General features: G+C 32.7%; 10 protein-coding genes. 7 read left to right on the top strand and 3 right to left on the bottom strand.

The window, feature by feature from the left end:
- Positions 1-112: 112 nt before the first annotated feature.
- The 3 genes from ACIDC4_RS12830 to ACIDC4_RS12840 all read right to left on the bottom strand — a co-directional run bounded on the left by ACIDC4_RS12830 (position 113) and on the right by ACIDC4_RS12840 (position 3,694).
- On the bottom strand, positions 113-667 hold the full coding sequence (locus tag ACIDC4_RS12830; RefSeq protein WP_412042945.1) for a porin family protein: 555 nt from the start codon (positions 665-667) through the stop codon (positions 113-115).
- 88 nt (positions 668-755) lie between these two features.
- Complete coding sequence (locus tag ACIDC4_RS12835; protein WP_412042946.1) at positions 756-1,892, bottom strand: helix-turn-helix domain-containing protein; 1,137 nt, start codon at positions 1,890-1,892, stop codon at positions 756-758.
- A 254-nt stretch (positions 1,893-2,146) separates the two neighbouring features.
- Positions 2,147-3,694, bottom strand: a complete 1,548-nt coding sequence (locus ACIDC4_RS12840; RefSeq protein WP_412042947.1) for a S41 family peptidase — start codon at positions 3,692-3,694, stop codon at positions 2,147-2,149.
- A 375-nt stretch (positions 3,695-4,069) separates the two neighbouring features.
- On the opposite strand from ACIDC4_RS12840, the gene ACIDC4_RS12845 reads away from it, so the two are divergent.
- The 7 genes from ACIDC4_RS12845 to ACIDC4_RS12875 form a co-directional block, all read left to right on the top strand.
- Positions 4,070-6,082 carry a M13 family metallopeptidase gene (locus ACIDC4_RS12845; RefSeq protein WP_412042948.1) on the top strand — a complete coding sequence of 671 codons (2,013 nt, stop codon included), beginning with the start codon at positions 4,070-4,072 and terminating at the stop codon, positions 6,080-6,082.
- 91 nt (positions 6,083-6,173) lie between these two features.
- Complete coding sequence (locus ACIDC4_RS12850) at positions 6,174-7,472, top strand: erythromycin esterase family protein (protein ID WP_412042949.1); 1,299 nt, start codon at positions 6,174-6,176, stop codon at positions 7,470-7,472.
- Positions 7,473-7,634: 162 nt separating this feature from the next.
- Positions 7,635-8,228, top strand: a complete 594-nt coding sequence (locus tag ACIDC4_RS12855) for a DJ-1/PfpI family protein (protein ID WP_412042950.1) — start codon at positions 7,635-7,637, stop codon at positions 8,226-8,228.
- Positions 8,229-8,440: 212 nt separating this feature from the next.
- Positions 8,441-8,800 (top strand): hypothetical protein, encoded by a 360-nt coding sequence (locus ACIDC4_RS12860; protein ID WP_412042951.1) that lies wholly within the window; start codon positions 8,441-8,443, stop codon positions 8,798-8,800.
- Positions 8,801-9,950: 1,150 nt separating this feature from the next.
- Positions 9,951-13,409 carry a hypothetical protein gene (locus tag ACIDC4_RS12865; protein WP_412042952.1) on the top strand — a complete coding sequence of 1,153 codons (3,459 nt, stop codon included), beginning with the start codon at positions 9,951-9,953 and terminating at the stop codon, positions 13,407-13,409.
- A gap of 7 nt (positions 13,410-13,416) precedes the next feature.
- The gene (locus tag ACIDC4_RS12870) at positions 13,417-17,649 is read left to right on the top strand and encodes a DUF6443 domain-containing protein (protein WP_412042953.1); all 4,233 of its coding nucleotides are present in this window, start codon (positions 13,417-13,419) and stop codon (positions 17,647-17,649) included.
- Position 17,650: 1 nt separating this feature from the next.
- The coding region (locus ACIDC4_RS12875; protein ID WP_488381144.1) for a hypothetical protein at positions 17,651-17,955 on the top strand (305 nt) is incomplete at its 3' end.

Consider the following 17,955-nt stretch of genomic DNA (forward strand, 5'->3'; position numbering starts at 1 on the left):
TTGCAACTTTTATAATTTCCAGATTAGTTTAGGTTCCAGATGAAATAAAAAAGCTCCAGATTTCTCTGAAGCTTTTGTTTTGTTCAAGCGTTTTTCTGTTGCTTATTACGTTTTAGAAAAAGAAATAACCAACAGAGAATTGAAATACGCTGTTTTTATTTTTACTGGAAGAACCCTCTATATCATTAATATCAGTTAATCCCAGATTATATCTTGCACCAAAATTAAGTCCGTTGTCAAGTTTATAGCCTAAGCCAAAATTAACACCAAAATCAAAAGTATTAAACGAATCTTTTACATTTGTCTTTTCATTTTTGGCAGCAAGTAAAAAACCTATTTGCGGTCCGGCTTCAACACTCAATCCTTTTGTTACATAATATTTTCCCATTAAAGGAACGTTCAGATAACTTAATTCAACTGTATTGTCATTGAAACCGTATCCCTGACCAGAATACATTAATTCAGGTTGAAAAGAAAATTTCTCGGAAATTGGAATTTCTGATACAACGCCAAAATTAAACGAGGTTACGACATCAACACCTTTAGTATTATCTCCGCTGATATTGGCAAAGTTTAAACCTCCTTTGACACCAAATTTAATTTCCTGGGCATTAACATTCGTAAATCCTAAAACTGTAACAACAGCTAGTAGCAAAATTTTTTTCATAAAATGTGATTTGAATTATTTGAATGCAAAATTGACTTAAGGAAAAATAGAAAAGGTCTCAAAAGCTTAAAAATGGATAAAATGGTACCTATTTGCTGGTATTTTTGTATTCGTTTGGTGTCTGGCCGGTAACTTTTTTGAAGGCTTTGTAAAAAGTTGTTTTCGAAGTAAACCCGGATTCTAATCCCATTGCCAGCAAATTATAGTTTTCATATTCAGAATTTGAAATCATTTCCTTCACAGCTTCGACCCGATATTGATTAATGTAATTGGCAAAGTTGTCTCCCGTTATTGTGTTTACAATTTGCGAAACATATCCCGCGCTTATGCCCAGTTTTTCGGCAACTTTTTCTCTGTTTAATGTACTGTCAGTATAAATGTGCTGTTCTTTGCAAAGAAGTTCCAGTTTTTGAAAATAAAGATTATCTGCCGTGATAGATTCCCTACATTCTTCTGGTATACTATCTTCTATAATTTGAAAATTGCTATATGAAATAGCAAAATCATTATTTAAAAAATTGTAAACAGCCTCTTTGTTTTTGGCCAGTTTGTATTTGTAAATACCTACATAAGCAGTCCAGTGAATTATGAATGTTGCAGAAAGAGCAAGGACATTCATAGTAGGGGAAATGTCATATTGAAAAAATAAGCCGGCTAGACAGGTAATAAGAAAGGCGAATAATAACGAAGTAATAATAGTTAATAAGATAATGATCCATTTTTTTTCCTGCGAATCTTTTAAATGTCTTATCAAAAAATAAGAATAAATCGACAGAAATGGGATGAATGTAACGGCTAAAACAAGATGAACCAGACCAAGTACATTGATTATAGCAATGCCTGATTCAGGAATAGTATAAATTCCTGCAACATGATCGAGATCTTGTGTAATATTAAGAACAGCGGAAAAGACAAATGGAAGTAAATACAAATAAGAATTTTGCTTGCTTTTTAAAGTATCATCAATTCTATTTATAATAAACAGAAATATAAAAGCAGGTATTAGAAATACCCATTCGATGTGGTCAATAAAGCGTAGAAAAGGATAGGGAGTAAAGGCATCTTCAATCTCAAAAACATGATTCAGTAAAATAATTGAAAATGTAAATAGCAGGTATGCCAGATATTTATTGGATTTACTATTGAATAGAGAAGACTTTAAAATAATTAAGCCTAAAATTATTCCCTGAAAAATCGCAATATTTAAAAGTGTGGTATAAATCAATTTTTTACTTTAAAAGTTGTTTTTAAGATTTGTTTTGGGATATCCTGGTAATGAGTTATTTTTTAAAACATAACTTATTTCATACGAATTGATAGGACGAATTTATAGTAATGCTGATAACTTTCTTATGCGATTAAGAAATGATTAACTAAAATGATTCGTTATGAATCAGACATTGTAAATCTAAATAAATGAAAAAAGCTTCAGATTTCTCCGAAGCTTTTTGTTGATTTTGGATGTATAAAAAATCCAAATTATTTTATAAGTTTAATTGTAAATTCCATTTGCGTATCCTTATGTTGAAAAAAGTCATCTAAAGATGGCCATACTTCGTGGTCTGGTATAATACCATGTCCTTCTGGCTGATTATCCTTTTTTGGGGCATCCTGTACCAAATTTACAATTGAAAATTGCGTTTTTATTTTAGAATTAGGAAGCTCATATACCAGTGGTGAATGTCCGTTGTGACGATAGTAACCGCCAACAGTTTCTACACCAACTATAGTGACATTTTGAACGTATGCTTTTACCAGAGAAGCAAAATGTGAGGCAGCTGATGCCACATTTTCGTTAATCAAAAGATATACATTGCCTTTAAAACCGGGCGATTTAGGATGATAAACAGGGTTATATTTTTCGTTTTGGATGCTTATATTGTTTTTGAAAACCGGATACACATCTTTTAGATATGCTTTTCCCATTTTTTTTGAAATACTATCCATTCGTTGCGATGTTGAAACACCCCAAAAATATTGCTCAAAAGGTAAAGAGTTGGGGTCGAATATTATAGAAGCTTTTATATTTTCTTTGAATGGTTTATCGGTGAGATACATTACAGGTTGTTCAAAGTTAGGGTCACTGCCACCAGGATTATTTCTCACATCAATTATCAGATTAGAAACCTTGTTTTTGTCTAGTCCTGCAAAAACGCTATCCAAAAATTGAACATAGGGTTCGAACTTAGGATCGTCTGATCCGTATGCCATACCAAACCATCTTAGATTCAACAAACCTGTAGCCTGATTAAGCATGCGAAAGCTATAAGGAGCCTGCTTTTTATAATCTATCAAGTCCGTAACAGGGGCACTAAATCTATTTTTAATGTTTGTTTCTCTTTGCTTCAGGGTTACTGCAGGAAGTATCTTTTTTTCAAGAGATTCAGATTTTGGTGAATTGTATTCTATAATGAATTCATTACAAAGACCGTATTCCAGCAGATAGTTTATACCAAACGATTTATTTACGCTGGCCGACAGTTTTTCTGTAGTGTTAAATCCATCTGCTGTATAATATTTATAAAAAGATTGCATCAATTTTACATCATTTACCCCGTTTATGCTTCTTATCCTCGAACCAGGTGGTATATCTGATGATTGACCATCGAAAATAATTTGTCCGTTAATATAAATAAGAGGATAAGGGAAAAATGATTTCTGACGATTCAGAAAATTTATTAAATCGAGATCGGGGATGGTGTAGTTATGCACACTTCCTTCATAATCTGCCAGGCGGAGCATTATTTTGTAAAACTCGGTAACACTCAGAGGCTTTTTAATACTTTTAATAGTAGTGTTGTAAATGCTGTCTATTTGTTTTTTAGAGCGGTATTGGTATAAACCGGAATTTGCTTTTTCATTTATGGCAAGGAGTATTTTAAGATCCTGATGCATCTGTTTTTCTGAAAGCATTTTATTGTACAGCATTAAACTATCCTTCGTGTTCTTATCAAATCCTTGTGCCTGAATTTTACAAGACAAGAAAAATAATAATATAAAAATTGATATCAGATTTTTAGTCTTCATAATACATTAGCTATAGGTTATGGTATTTTTTTTCAGTTTTTTATCCGACTTAATTATAATGATATCTTTGTTATTGACGATCGTTTCTACTTTATTTTCCCGCTCTGTTCTTGTGGTAAAAATAAGATAAAATTTGCATTAATTAAGTCTTACAGCCACTGTGGTCCCGAAACGTTATGCCTGATTACTTCATTAATGATTAAATAACTGCTTATAATGCTGAGTTTTATAAGTAGTAATGCTATAAAAAAACTTTAGAATTAAAAACCGAATTCGTATATTGTTCTGCTAAAATTAACTATGCCCAACATAGCCATTTTAAAAAATCTGCTTTCAAACGTTTTTCAGTTCATTTTAATAGAAATAGTCTAGATTATGAAAAATTCATTAATGTTCTTCCTTGCATTCTTAGCTTTTACAGCATGTTCAAAACATGAAGGAAAAAAAAATGTTACTATCACAGGAATAGATTCCACATTGCGTCCTGGTGATGACTTTTTTAAATATGTAAACGGCAAATGGTACGATTCTGTATCAATACCTGCATCGCAATCCGGAGTTGGTGCCTATATGTTTATGAATTATCCACAACGAATGCGCCTGCAAGGAATATTAGACAGTATTTCGCAAAGCAAGAATTCAGCGGGAAGTATAGCACAAAAAGTAGGAGACTTTTATGCATCAGGTATGGATACTGTAACCATCGACAAACGCGGTTATACACCTATAAAACCGTTACTTGCCAAAATTGAAGCAATTAGCGATTTACCGTCCTTAATGAACTTTGTTGTTAATGAAGAAAAAGTGAACAATTCTTCTATTATAGGTTTTGGAGTGGGACCTGATGATAAAAATAGCAGTATGAACATTGCACAAATTTATCAAACAGGTATCGGTTTGCCTGACAGAGATTATTATTTCAAATCAGATTCATCAACTGTTGCTATACAGAAATCGTACAAAAAATACCTTGCTACATTGTTTCAGCAAACAGGCAGTAACATCCAAGAGGCTCAAAAGAATGCTAATTTGGTTTACGATATTGATAAACAACTCGCCGTTGCGCATAAAACAAAAGTTGAACTTCGCGATGTACAGGCCAATTATAATAAACTGGCTGTGACAGATCTTGTAAAAAGACATCCCAACATCAACTGGACTACTTTTTTAAATACTTTAGGTGCTCAAACCGATTCTATTAATGTAGGTCAGCCTGCTTATTATGATGTCCTAAACAAGCTTTTGAAAACAATTCCCATTAATAATTGGAAAATTTACCTGAAAGCAAATTCTCTCGAAAGATATGCAGATGATTTAAGTAAACCTTTTGCAGATGCTTCATTTGAGTATACCAAAGTACTTTCTGGTCAGGCTGTTCAAAAAACACGTGGCGAAAAAATGGCTAATGTCGTAGATAATTACTTAGGCGAAGCGTTGGGTGAATTGTATGTAAAGAAATATTTTCCGGAAGATGCCAAAAAGCGTATGTTGGTGCTGGTGAATAATCTGCAAAAAGCGTATGCCATAAGAATTGATAAATTGGAATGGATGAGTCCTGATACGAAGCAAAAAGCGAAAGAAAAATTGGCAGCCATGACTAAGAAAATAGGATATCCGGATAAATGGAGAGACTATAGTGCTGTGAAAATAGCCAGAAATACCTATTTTGAAAATATGGTTTCGGCCGCTACAGCTGCATATCAATTTCAATTGGCAAAATTAGGCAAACCAGTCGACAGATCAGAATGGTATACTACAGTTCCAACAGTTACAGCATATAATAATCCTACTGCAAATGAGATTGTTTTTCCTGCAGGTATTTTACAAGCTCCATATTTTGATAATAATGCAGATGATGCCCTTAACTACGGAGGTATTGGTATGGTTATAGGTCACGAAATAACCCATACTTTTGATGATCAGGGTGCTCAATATGACAAGGATGGCAACTTAAAAAACTGGTGGACAAAAGAGGATTATGCAAAGTTTAAGTCAAAAATACAACAGGTTATCAATTTGTACAGTACCTATACCGTTTTAGGAGATTTACATATTAATGGCGCAATGACAGTGGGTGAAAATACGGCGGATATTGCCGGAATAGCAGTTGCCTATGATGCTTTTAAAATGACAGAACAAGGAAAAGGAAATGTAAAAATTGACGGTTTTACTCCAGACCAACGCTTCTTTATCTCCATAGCCAAAATATGGAGAGTAAAAATGAAAGACGAGTTCCTGCGTTTGTGGATTAACAATAATCCGCATTCTCCACCAAATTGGCGTGTTAATGGTCCTCTAATGAATACGACACCTTTTTACGAGGCATTTAATGTAAAAGCCGGAGATAAAATGTTTGTGCCAAAGGAAGACAGAATAACAATTTGGTAATATCCATGGCTCTCTGCCTAAATTTGAGTGGCTTTGTGTGGTTCCTCCACATATAAATAATTTTATAATTTTTAAAACAATCATTGTGCATATGAGAATTTTTATTTCAGCTATTGTATATTTTATATTATTCCACACATATGCCCAAAATGAAAAAGCCGTAACGTGGATTAATGAAAATGCAATTAAAATTGAAGATGCAAATCCAGATACTAACCTTACGATATTTAATAATGACATTCCGGAGAAGTTTGCAAATGCAAAAATTTTCGGATTTGGGGAAACTACTCATCAAGGAAAAGAATTTTTTGATATAAAAGCTAAATTCTTTAAATATTTGGTTGAAAAACAAGGTGTCAAGGTATTTATTATTGAAGATTCATACACTGCAGAAGCTGGAATAAATGAATGGATTAGTGGTGGAAAAGGTAACACAGAAACTATTGCAAACAATTTTAGCATCGGATTTTGGTATTGTAAAGAAGTGGTGAATCTTTTGGAATGGATGAGAAATTATAATCTTGATAAAAGTAAGGATGAGCAAATTCGATTTTATGGCATGGACATTCAAAACGTTAAAAAAATCAATCAAGAAATAAGAAGTTTAGTAAAAAAATATGACATCCCTGTGAGTGAAGAACTGCTTTTAGTAGTTGATAGATGTGTAGAAAAAAAAGTTGAATACGGTGTATCTACTGATTGGGCAGAAATTCAAATTCCAAAGCTAAATGAAATTGAGGGTATTTTACTCGATTTTAGAAAAGGTATGACAGACGAAAATATTGATGAATTCAATTCAACAATGAGAGCTTTAAGTTATTTGTCGCAATATACCGACTATGTACAAAATAATTATACTCAAGATAGAGACTTGAAAATGTTTGAAAATGCTAAATGGATTATAGAAAATAAATCGAAAAATAGCAAAGCTTTTATTTGGTCTCATAATGAACATATTAATAATAAGAAGGCAGGAAATTATAATACGCGAAACATTTATAATTTCGGAAGACACATGAAAGAATACTATAAAAACGATTATTATAGCGTAGGATTTGATTTTGGCACAGGTACACAAGCTGGATATTTTTCTAACAATGATGAAAAACCCAGTTGGAAAAAAGTTGAATTAAATGAACCATTTGCTAAAACTTATGCAAAAACACTTATAGAAGCAAAAGGCGAAATTTACTTTATTGATATGTCTAAAGCTTTAGATGGTAATTCCTCTGATTTCTTCAAAAAGAAATCTAAACAAATAGTCGCAGGTGGTGGAGGTTTCAATCCTAAAAAAAATTATTTGTATGAAAAAAAGTTTTCAGAAATGTTCGATGGATTAATCTTTATAAAAAATATTACACTTCCAACCAATAATTTGATTTCGAAATAAAAGTTTTACAACATTTATTACACAAAGGATTTAGACAAGTGACTTAATGGGAATTTGGTTTGTATTTGTGATGATGTGGAAAATCCGAATAATGGGCTTAATTTAATTCCAAATCCACTGTAGTATCAGAATGTTGACGATAGTTTTAAAAGATACCAGACTATGAATATAGCAGTTTTACTATTTGACGACTTTGAGACTTTAGACGTTTATGGGCCTGTTGAAGTTTTTGGACGACTTGTAGACTTATATGCTATTAAGTTTTATTCGCTAAATGGTGGACAAATAAAAAACCAACATGGAGTATCTGTATTGACTGAAAAACTGGAAGACATTAACGACAACCTGCAAATATTTATAATTCCTGGTGGAATTGGTACAAGAAAAGAGGTTGAAAATAAATTACTCATAGACAAAATAAAAGAAATAGCAACCTTCAGCAAATTCGTATTGACAGTTTGTACGGGAAGTGCGCTACTTGCAAGAACTGGACTTTTAGACAATAAAATAGCAACTTCAAATAAAAGGGCATTTGAGTGGGTAATAACAAATGGGACAAATGTAATTTGGAACAAAAAAGCTCGTTGGACAATTGACGATAAATATTATACTTCATCAGGCGTAAGTGCCGGAATAGACATGGCGTTGGGATTCTTAAGTGACCGATACGGAATCGAATTTGCAAGACGAGTTGCATTTGAAATTGAATATAACTGGACGGAAGACAAGGACAACGACACTTTTAAAGTAAAATAAAAACTATCGCCATTTGCTACTAGAACTGATTTGGGTAATTGGCTTAATGGAAAGGTGGTTTTGTATTTGGGATGATTTGGCAAATCAGAAAATTGGGCTTAATTTCGTCTCGAACATGCTGTGATGTCGGAATTTTGATGGAAAACTTTAAAATCTATTTCAACAAAAAATAAAATTGTACTTGATTTCATGCAGGAGCTTTTTTATGGCTTTTGAGTGCCGAAGAACATTATAATAAATCAATCAGAGATAGGTATGATGGACAACATCCTTATTATATTGCCCTCTTTGGAAGTAAGCCCAATGAAAGTATTGATGAAATTATCAGCTTAATACTTTTATTTGATGCAATATATTTAGCGCCTGTTGATACATATTTACCAGACAGAGAAAAGTATAAAAATAGGAGAAACCTATTTAAAATAGCAACTGGGGAATATATACAAATTTTGAATAGATTAGTTATAAACGATAATATTGATGCGCAAGTTGAGGTTTTACTCAAAGATCCTTTTATAGTGCAACATTTGAATAAAGTTCCAATATCTGCACGTAGGCAGATCTTACTCTGACCGTAGATTTGGTTAATCAAGAAAATGGTCTGTGTCTTTTTCAAATGGAAACACATCAACTACTGCAACTAGAATTGTTGGTAATTCGAATGATAACTATGGGGTAAGATACTAGCTGGAGCTAATGATTTCACAACGTTAATATCACCAGCATTTAGATTTTCCAGTTTTAGCAAAATCTTATTTGAAATAGGAAGAAATGGTAATTTAGGGATTGGAACTACGACACCTCCTGTTGCTAAATTAGCAGTTCTACATAATGTAAGTACTGTATTTTAATTAAGAAACTCTGTGGCTACAGGACAAAGTTTAATGACTTAATTATAACGAAAGTGCAACAGTTTCATTATTATGTGGTATTAATAACTTAGCACATATAACAACATATGATTTTGGTAAAGCTGGTGATACATTTATTAGGAGTGGCGCCGGTTCTGATCATTTGAATATAATAAACTCATCAATACAAGGAGTGGGAATTAGTTTAAGAACTACTAATTGAGACGTAACGAATGAAAAAATGAAAGAATTATCCAGTGATGGTATTTTAAGAAATGCAGTAAATAATAAAGGAAAACTTAATGTTGGGTACGGACTGTTGCTGGTTTTGATTTAGCTGGTCAGGAAGATTGAAGTATTTCGTTTGCAAATTCAGTTGGTGCATCACCAATTATCATGTCAAAATCAAGTATTAACCTATTTAGAATTATATCAGTTACAAGTAACTCAAATTCTAATCCTGATATGATTTTAGATGTACGTCAAATAAATAATGAAGATTTTTCTACTCTTACAAGTCCAGCATTCAGGTTTACAAGAGAGCTGGACAAATTGATTGTGATACATTGGCAAAAAAAAGGAGAAGGGGAGTAATGCGTAAAATTTGTTGGTGGATATTATTGCATTTAAGATTTACAGAAAATCAGAAATTTATAATAATATCGCATAAAAATCAAAATAACCGTCGGACTGTTTTTTTATTTTAAAATGATATAAGACCGTTAAAAAAGTACTTAAAGGTGAGATAATTAATTTTTAACAATATTTTTAGTAAGAAATATGACTTATTATTAAATATTTAGTAATTATTTACTAATTAAATATTTGTAATAAAAAAAAAGTTAATATTGTCTTAACAAAAAATATTTTAATGAAAAATAATCAGCCACTACATTTTTACATTTTTGCATTTTTATTTCTTTTTATTTCAAACCAAACTTTTTCACAGGCAATTTCTACCTACACACCAAAAATAAATATTCCGAGTTCACCCGAAGCAGCATTGCTGGGTAGATTTGGAGATATTCCTATTGGATATTATACTGGAACTGCAGAAATAGCTGTTCCCTTATATTCTATTAAAGAAGAAGGATTAGAAATACCAATTACCCTAAGTTATCATAGTTCGGGTATAAAAGTAGCAGATGAAGCTACATGGGTAGGGCTAGGATGGGATTTAAGTCCCGAAGGAACAATAAGTGTTGAAGTAAGAGGAGAGACTGATTTAGATCACAATCAGCGTTATAGTTGTGAGGGCGAACCATCTACAACTGAATTTAAAAATAGGTTTATTTATCCGGGAGATTATTATTCTCTCTTAGAAATTGGTAGAGCAGTGGCATCACCACCCTGTTTAGAAGATGGCGGAAATGCTTATAAGGATTCCTATTGTGTCATGACAGATTTACTGGCGGGTAAAAGACAACCCGATATTTTTTCGTATAACTTTAATGGTTATTCGGGGAAATTTTATATAAATCCAGACACTTACCAAATAGTTATGCTGGACAACAAAAGTGAGGATATTAGTTTTGAAGTGGGCTCTGGTGGTGTTAGGGCAAAGACGCTAGATGGTAAGATATTTGAATTTTATGTGCTTGAAGATTCGCATGTGGCAGCAGATTTGGCTATTTCAGGATATACTTTTAAATTAAGCAGGATTGTACTACCTAACGGAAAAGTTATCAACTATACTTATATAACGGAACCTATGATAAGTTATTATTATACTGAATCGATCGATTTCATTGGCCCCTCTTTAACAGGTTCAGGATCGGTACCCCCTGGCACAGTGGCTAAACATTCATCATTTACAACTTCTAATAAAAAAACATTAACAAAGATAGAAAGCTCAACAGCTTCTATTGTTTTCAATTTGGAGGATCGTGATGATATTGCTTCTCCTAATTCAACAAAAATTAAAAGACTGAAATCAATAGACGTTTTTTCAGTTCCAAATAATACTAAAATTAAATCTTATAATTTCAATTATACTTATTTCGGTAATAATACCGATGGAATTAATTCTAACAACATTTTAGGAGAACTTAACAAAAGATTAAAACTTGATTCGGTAAAAGAAATTGGTTATGAAAGTAACGGAACAGCTGATACAAGTAAACCTTCGTATTTTTTTAATTATAAAACAGATATCTTATTGCCTCAAAAGAATTCTTTTGCTGTAGATATTTGGGGATATTATAACGGGCAGTATAATACAACCTATATTCCTAATCTTGATTACTTTCATTACGATTTAGCTTCAGTATTTAGCACAATGTTAAATGGCGTAGTGAAGAAACCTTATTTTAAATTTGCTTATAATACTGCGAACAGATATACTGATAATTATTTTGCAGGAACAAATATGCTTACCAAAATTACTTATCCAACTGGAGGATATTCTCAATTTGAATATGAACCAAATTCGTTTTCGAATCAATTTATACCAGAAGTGTATAAAAATGCTATGGCTTATAAGAACAATTCTATTCTTGATAATAATGACTCTGGAAATACATTAACAAAAACATTTAAATTATCAAAAGAGGTAACAATTGACTTCACCAATGTAATAAGCGGTTACAATGTAAACAGAGCACCTTGGACTTATCAGGAAATGATTGGGGCATACATAGAATTTTCTAAAATTAAAACAATTAACGGAACACCTACTACAACAGTAATAAAGAAATGGGAATTGGCATCTGTGTATAATGTTGATTACACTAATAATAATAGTACTAAACAATGGAATGAAACACTTCTTGTTCCGTATGATGCAGATGCCTCAGTAAGTTATATTGTTACTGCATATATGCCCGATAATTTAAATTATGCAGATAATTTCTATCATTCTTCTAATGTGAATTCCAGGTTTAAATACTATGATGATATATATGTGGATACGTCGATTAGTAATCAATGTGGAATGAGAATAAAATCAATTAAAAATTATTCAAAATTTGGTATTATAACTTCAAATAAACAAATTAAATATTATGGAGGTAAATTACTGAATAAGTTTGAACCCATTACAATGCTTCATTATAATGCTAAAAGCAGTGGTGGCGTTACCGGGGGGAATTCATATGAATATATTGCATTTGCTAAAAAAATAAGCCTTGCATCTGATGACTTTGGTACAAATGGAGGAAATCCTATAGGTTATGACAAAGTTGAGGAAATTGAGATTGTAGACACTGAATTAAATAACAATGGAAAGAGAACATTTTATTACAACAACATTCCCAATAAAAGCAAAACAGGATTACCTAATATTCCTAATCTAACAAATGGTTTGATTAGTAAGGAGGAAAACTACAATAAAACAGGTACTCTGCTTTCTGATAAAACATATTTTTATTCAACAATAGGATCAAATCCTGTCTTTATAGGTATTAAACCGGTATTAAAATCCTTTGGTAGTTATGGAGTTCCTTGTGGAAACGATTATGATGCCACTCCACCACTAATTAATGCTTATTATAATGATAATATTTTAAGTGGAGTACAATATAAATTCGAAGTTTATCCGCTAAACTCAGCAAGGTATATGCTAGACTCTACAAATTCTAATGAATATTTTAACGGTAAAACAGTAACCAATAAAGAATCGTATACCTACAATAGTCAGGGTAAAATAAGAACAATTACAAATTGGGATAGTAATAATGATCAACTATCTGCAACGTATTTATATGCAAACGATTATCCAACTCTGGATAATATCGAACAAATCATGGTTGATGCTAAAATGACCGGTATTCCGTTGGTGACAGAAACACGAAAAAATACAGAATTGCTTTCAAGGTCAAATCTTGGCTATGCCAAAGATTTTACAACTAATAATCTGATTTTGCCTAAATATATTTTCTTCGGAAAAGGTACAAATGGGACTACTTTTGCCAGTTCAGAAAAAAAAGTCACTTTTAACCAATACGATTCAAAAGGAAATATTCAACAATATACTATGGAAAATGGCAGCAGTGTTATCATTTTATGGGGATATGGAAAAACAGTTCCCATTGCAAAAATTGAGAATGCTACATATGAACAAATAGCTGTCGCTCTCGGTATTTCGACAACAGCATTAAATGCTTATGATGAAAATAATTTGACTGCAATTAATGGTTTGAGAAATAATGCTGCATTGTCAAACAGTCAGATAACGACTTACACTTATATTCCTTCGGTAGGTGTTAGTACCATAACCGACGCCAAAGACGATAAAATTATCTACACGTATGATAGTTTTGGAAGATTGCAGTTTATAAAAGATAAAAATAACAATATACTATCTCAAAATAATTACCAATATCAAAACTAATCTGAAAATGATGAAAAAATACAATTATTACCTGATTTTCTTTTTAATGATATTTGGTCAGCTTCAGGCTCAGGTTTATCCAAATTATTCTCAAAATATTGCTGTTACTAATTTAAATAATAACGGGCAAACTGGTTCAGGAGGAGGAACGATTACCATAAATAATAATGTTTTAAGTATAAATATATCAGCTACTTGGGCAGCACTCAGTTATTTGAAAATTGGTACTGTCGCAACCTTGACAATTTCTCCGTCTCTACCAAACATGGAATTGGGGCAGCTCTCTAATTCATCAGGTACTTTATTGGCGAATTTTGCTGCAAGAATAGTAAATAATGAGCTAATTTTTTATCTTACAAACTCCCCTTCTCAATGGAATGGCTGTAGTTTTACTTTTACTAAAAATCTATTTTGTGATGTAACTTATACCTGGTATTTGGATGATGATCTGGACGGATTGGGAGACCCTTTAAATTCGATTACTCAAAAATGCGAAAAGCCATATGGAAATTATGTGCTGAATAATTCTGATAATTGTCCTACAATTCCTGGAACAAGTGCTAATTGTGCTAGTTTGGTACCAGTTATTCAAAATCAGAATTCAATACAAAACACTTTGTATAAAGTACCTTCTGCAATTAGTATTGCTTCGCCTACAATTAGTCAGGCTAATCAAACAATAACCTACTTTGATGGACTGGGAAGGCCGGTACAAAAGAATAATTATCAGGCAACATCCAGTGGAAAAGATATTATTACACCTATTGAATATGATGGTTTCGGGAGACAAATTAAAGAATATCTTCCATTTGCTTCTACTCAAAATGATGGTAAAATTATAGATCAATCAGTATTAGTTTCGAATTTAGTTGCACAATATCAGTCTAATTACGGAGCAGCAAATAATAATCCGTACAGTGAAAAACAATTAGAAAATTCTCCTTTAAATCGCATGTTACAACAAGCTGCTCCGGGAAGTGACTGGGCACTGAATAATCATACAATAAAAAGCAGTTATGAAACGAATGTGGATAATGATGTAAATAATAATGTGAAGAATTACGCCGCTAATGCCTTATGGAACTCGTCTCTTGGCTTGTATGAAATCTCTTTAAATAGAATTGGAACTGGCATTTATGTTGCGAATCAATTATATAAAAATATTATATATGATGAAAACACTACAACCATCCCAATTGAAAGCAATGGCTCAACTGTAGAATTTAAGAACAAGGAAGGACGGGTTGTACTTAAAAGAACTTACGGAACTGTTGGAACTGCTACAGTAAATGAAAAATATGATACTTATTATGTGTATGATAATTATGGTAATCTAACCTACGTAATTCCGCCAAAAGCGGCTGATTTGCTAAATACCAATAATCCGACCAACATTACTTCTACGGCTGTAGTAACTTCTGCAAGTGGCTCTTTAAATTTAACAGCAACCAATTCTATCCGGTTATTGCCTGGATTCCAGGCACAGGCAGGAAGTACTTTTAGCGCTGTAATCGATGGTAGCCAGCTAATTTTAGATAATTTATGTTATCAGTATAAATACGATTCCAGAAACAGGTTGGTAGAGAAAAAACTACCCGGAAAACAATGGGAGTTTATTGTGTATGATAAACTGGACAGGCAGGTTGCAACAGGTCCTGCCAATTCACCATTTTCAGACCTGAGTTCTACAGGATGGCTTATTACCAAATATGATGCTTTTAATCGTCCGGTTTACACAGGATGGACCAGTGCAACTCCAGCTACAGCCGCTGGTAGAAATACTCTACAGCAGGCTCAAAATCTCGCGACAGTAACTGTTCTTAATGAAAGTAAGTTAACTTCTGGTAGTATAGACGGAATTCAGGCGTATTATACTAATCTGGTAGCGCCGACAAGTTTTAATCTTTTAACGGTCAATTATTACGATAATTATACTTTTCCAAGTAACGCTCCTGCCATTGCCATACCAACAACGGTAGAAGGACAAACTGCTTTGAGCACATCACAGATAAAAGGGCTTGCAGCAGCTTCATGGGTAAGAGTGTGTACAACCAGTACTGCATCTTTAGGAGAGACATCAGCGATTTTTTATGATGCTAAAGCAAGAACAATTAGGTCCTATACTCAAAACTATTTAGGAGGCTATACTTATACAGATCATAAACTAGATGCTTTCTCGGGCCAGCTAAAGTATACTCTTACCGGACATAAGAGACTCAATACTGATACTGAACTTTTAACAAAGGACGCTTTTACGTATTCTGCCCAGGACCGATTGCTGACACAGACGCACTATATTAATGGAGCTACTACCGGGGAGCTTATGACAGATAACACTTATGATGAATTAGGGCAGTTAATTTTAAAAAAAGTTGGAAATACAACAACATCCCCAACTCAAAAAATAGATTACACCTATAATATCAGAGGATGGCTCACAAACATAAATGATATCAGTACGCTTACAAAATCAGGTGATCCTAAGGATTTATTTGCCTTTAAACTTAGTTATAATAATACAAATACCACGGGTGCCGCTTTGCTGTATAATGGAAACATTGCCGAAACCCAATGGACAAGCGCATCAGAGGTAACTCCTGTAATTCGGGCTTATGGATATTACTATGACAATCTAAACAGGTTAAAATCGGCAATATTTAAGAGAGGATCAGTTGCGGTTAATAATGCCTATAACGAAAGTTTGACTTACGATAAGAATGGAAATATCATGACCCTTTTACGTAATGGAGGAAATGAGTCAACTGCCACGCAAATTGATAATCTTATCTACAGTTATTCGGACAGCAATACAACAAACCAGTTGATGAAGGTAGCGGACAGCAGTAATAAAACAACAGGTTTTATAGACGGAAGCAATACCGGAGATGACTACAGTTATGATGCCAACGGAAACATGATTACCGATGCTAATAAAAATATCACTTCTATTGTTTACAACTATCTAAACTTGCCAACTAAAATAACTTTTGGCAGTGGAGGTAACATTGTCTATCTTTATAATGCAACAGGAGAAAAAGTACAAAAAGTAGTCACTGATGGCGCTAATATTACCACTACAGATTATTTAGATGGATATCAATATGTAAAGACAACAGCGACAACACCGATACTTAAGTTTTTTCCAACTACAGAAGGTTTTGTAGAATGTACAGGAAGTTCTTATAAATACATTTATCAGTACAAGGATCATTTGGGCAACATTCGTGTAAGTTATGATAAAAACCTTGTTATTCAGGAGGAAAACAACTATTACCCGTTTGGATTAAAACATAATGGATATAATGGAAATACGTCTTCTACGAATGATGGTTTAAAGTATAAGTACAACGGAAAAGAGCTTCAAGACGAGCTGGGACTTAACATGTACGACTATGGAGCAAGGAATTATGATCCCTCACTTGGTCGTTTTATGAATATGGATCCTCATGCGCATAATTACCCTTGGACTTCAGCATATAATTATGCTTTCAATAATCCAACATTAGTAATAGATCCTGATGGCAAAGATGGAATTGTTACAGGTTCAGGCACTAAAAATGATCCTTTTAGAGTTAAAGCAAATTATTATTATCATGGACTAAATAAGAAACAGGCACAAGGTTTAAACAATGCAATCAATTCATATAACAATAATGGAGAAGCTCGTTCTTTTAAAGATACTAATGGGAATACTACATATGTAGTAATGGAATTAAGTGCAAGTGAAGTTGCCGATAAAGATGCTGCTTATGAAAAAGCTTATTCAGATGTTGTTGAAGTTGGAGATACAACAGCTCGTTTTGGAAATGTTGTTTCCATTGGAGGGGAAAGTAAAGATAATCATTTTGGGCAGGCAAATGCGTCGTCAGTTACATTAAATCAAGATAAAATAACTTCTGTTTTAGGAGGTTTTCCTGGAGGCGACGAAGACAGTTTGATTAAGGGAACATTTATTCACGAAATCGGGCATAATCTAGGCGCTAGTCATGGTGATCCAGGTAACATTATGGATAATATTTCAATGAATGAACAAGGAAATAACAATCAAATTGGAGGAGGGGGAACGGGTACTTATAATTACAGCTATCCATCTATAAATAATAATGGTGTTAGGGCATTTATGGGTAGAGTTAATTCTCCAGGTTCTATAACGTCATATTATTTAACTCCAAAGGAAAATAAAAAGGTAGAGTCTCATCCTGATAATGGTGCTCCAGGTGTAATTAGAAAAACAAATTGATATGAAACTATATATTTACTTTTTATTTATTATTTTAAAGTTCTCTGCTTTTTCACAGGAAAGAAAAACAACTGAATTAGATACTATAAGACATCAAGGATACTTGATATTGGAAACAAATGGAATAAATAAAAATGATATTCCCTCAAAATTTTTATTTATTCCAACAGGAGACATTGAGGGAGATTTGAAAATATCGTTTATAAAAAATAGTCAACCTAATTATAATGATTTATATATTCCAACTCCATATATTTTTAATGATAATGATTTATTTGAGCTTAATATTTTTAGAAAAAAATTTAC

Origin of the sequence: Flavobacterium sp. C3NV, assembly GCF_046825355.2 — a bacterium.
Lineage (GTDB): Bacteria > Bacteroidota > Bacteroidia > Flavobacteriales > Flavobacteriaceae > Flavobacterium.

What these genes read in the sequence shown, in the direction of transcription:
- ACIDC4_RS12865 (WP_412042952.1), top strand. Translation starts at nt 9,951, where the DNA reads ATGAAAAATAATCAGCCACTACATTTTTACATTTTTGCATTTTTATTT.
- ACIDC4_RS12855 (WP_412042950.1), top strand. Translation starts at nt 7,635, where the DNA reads ATGAATATAGCAGTTTTACTATTTGACGACTTTGAGACTTTAGACGTT.
- ACIDC4_RS12850 (WP_412042949.1), top strand. Translation starts at nt 6,174, where the DNA reads ATGAGAATTTTTATTTCAGCTATTGTATATTTTATATTATTCCACACA.
- ACIDC4_RS12845 (WP_412042948.1), top strand. Translation starts at nt 4,070, where the DNA reads ATGAAAAATTCATTAATGTTCTTCCTTGCATTCTTAGCTTTTACAGCA.
- ACIDC4_RS12830 (WP_412042945.1), bottom strand. Translation starts at nt 667, where the DNA reads ATGAAAAAAATTTTGCTACTAGCTGTTGTTACAGTTTTAGGATTTACG.
- ACIDC4_RS12870 (WP_412042953.1), top strand. Translation starts at nt 13,417, where the DNA reads ATGATGAAAAAATACAATTATTACCTGATTTTCTTTTTAATGATATTT.
- ACIDC4_RS12840 (WP_412042947.1), bottom strand. Translation starts at nt 3,694, where the DNA reads ATGAAGACTAAAAATCTGATATCAATTTTTATATTATTATTTTTCTTG.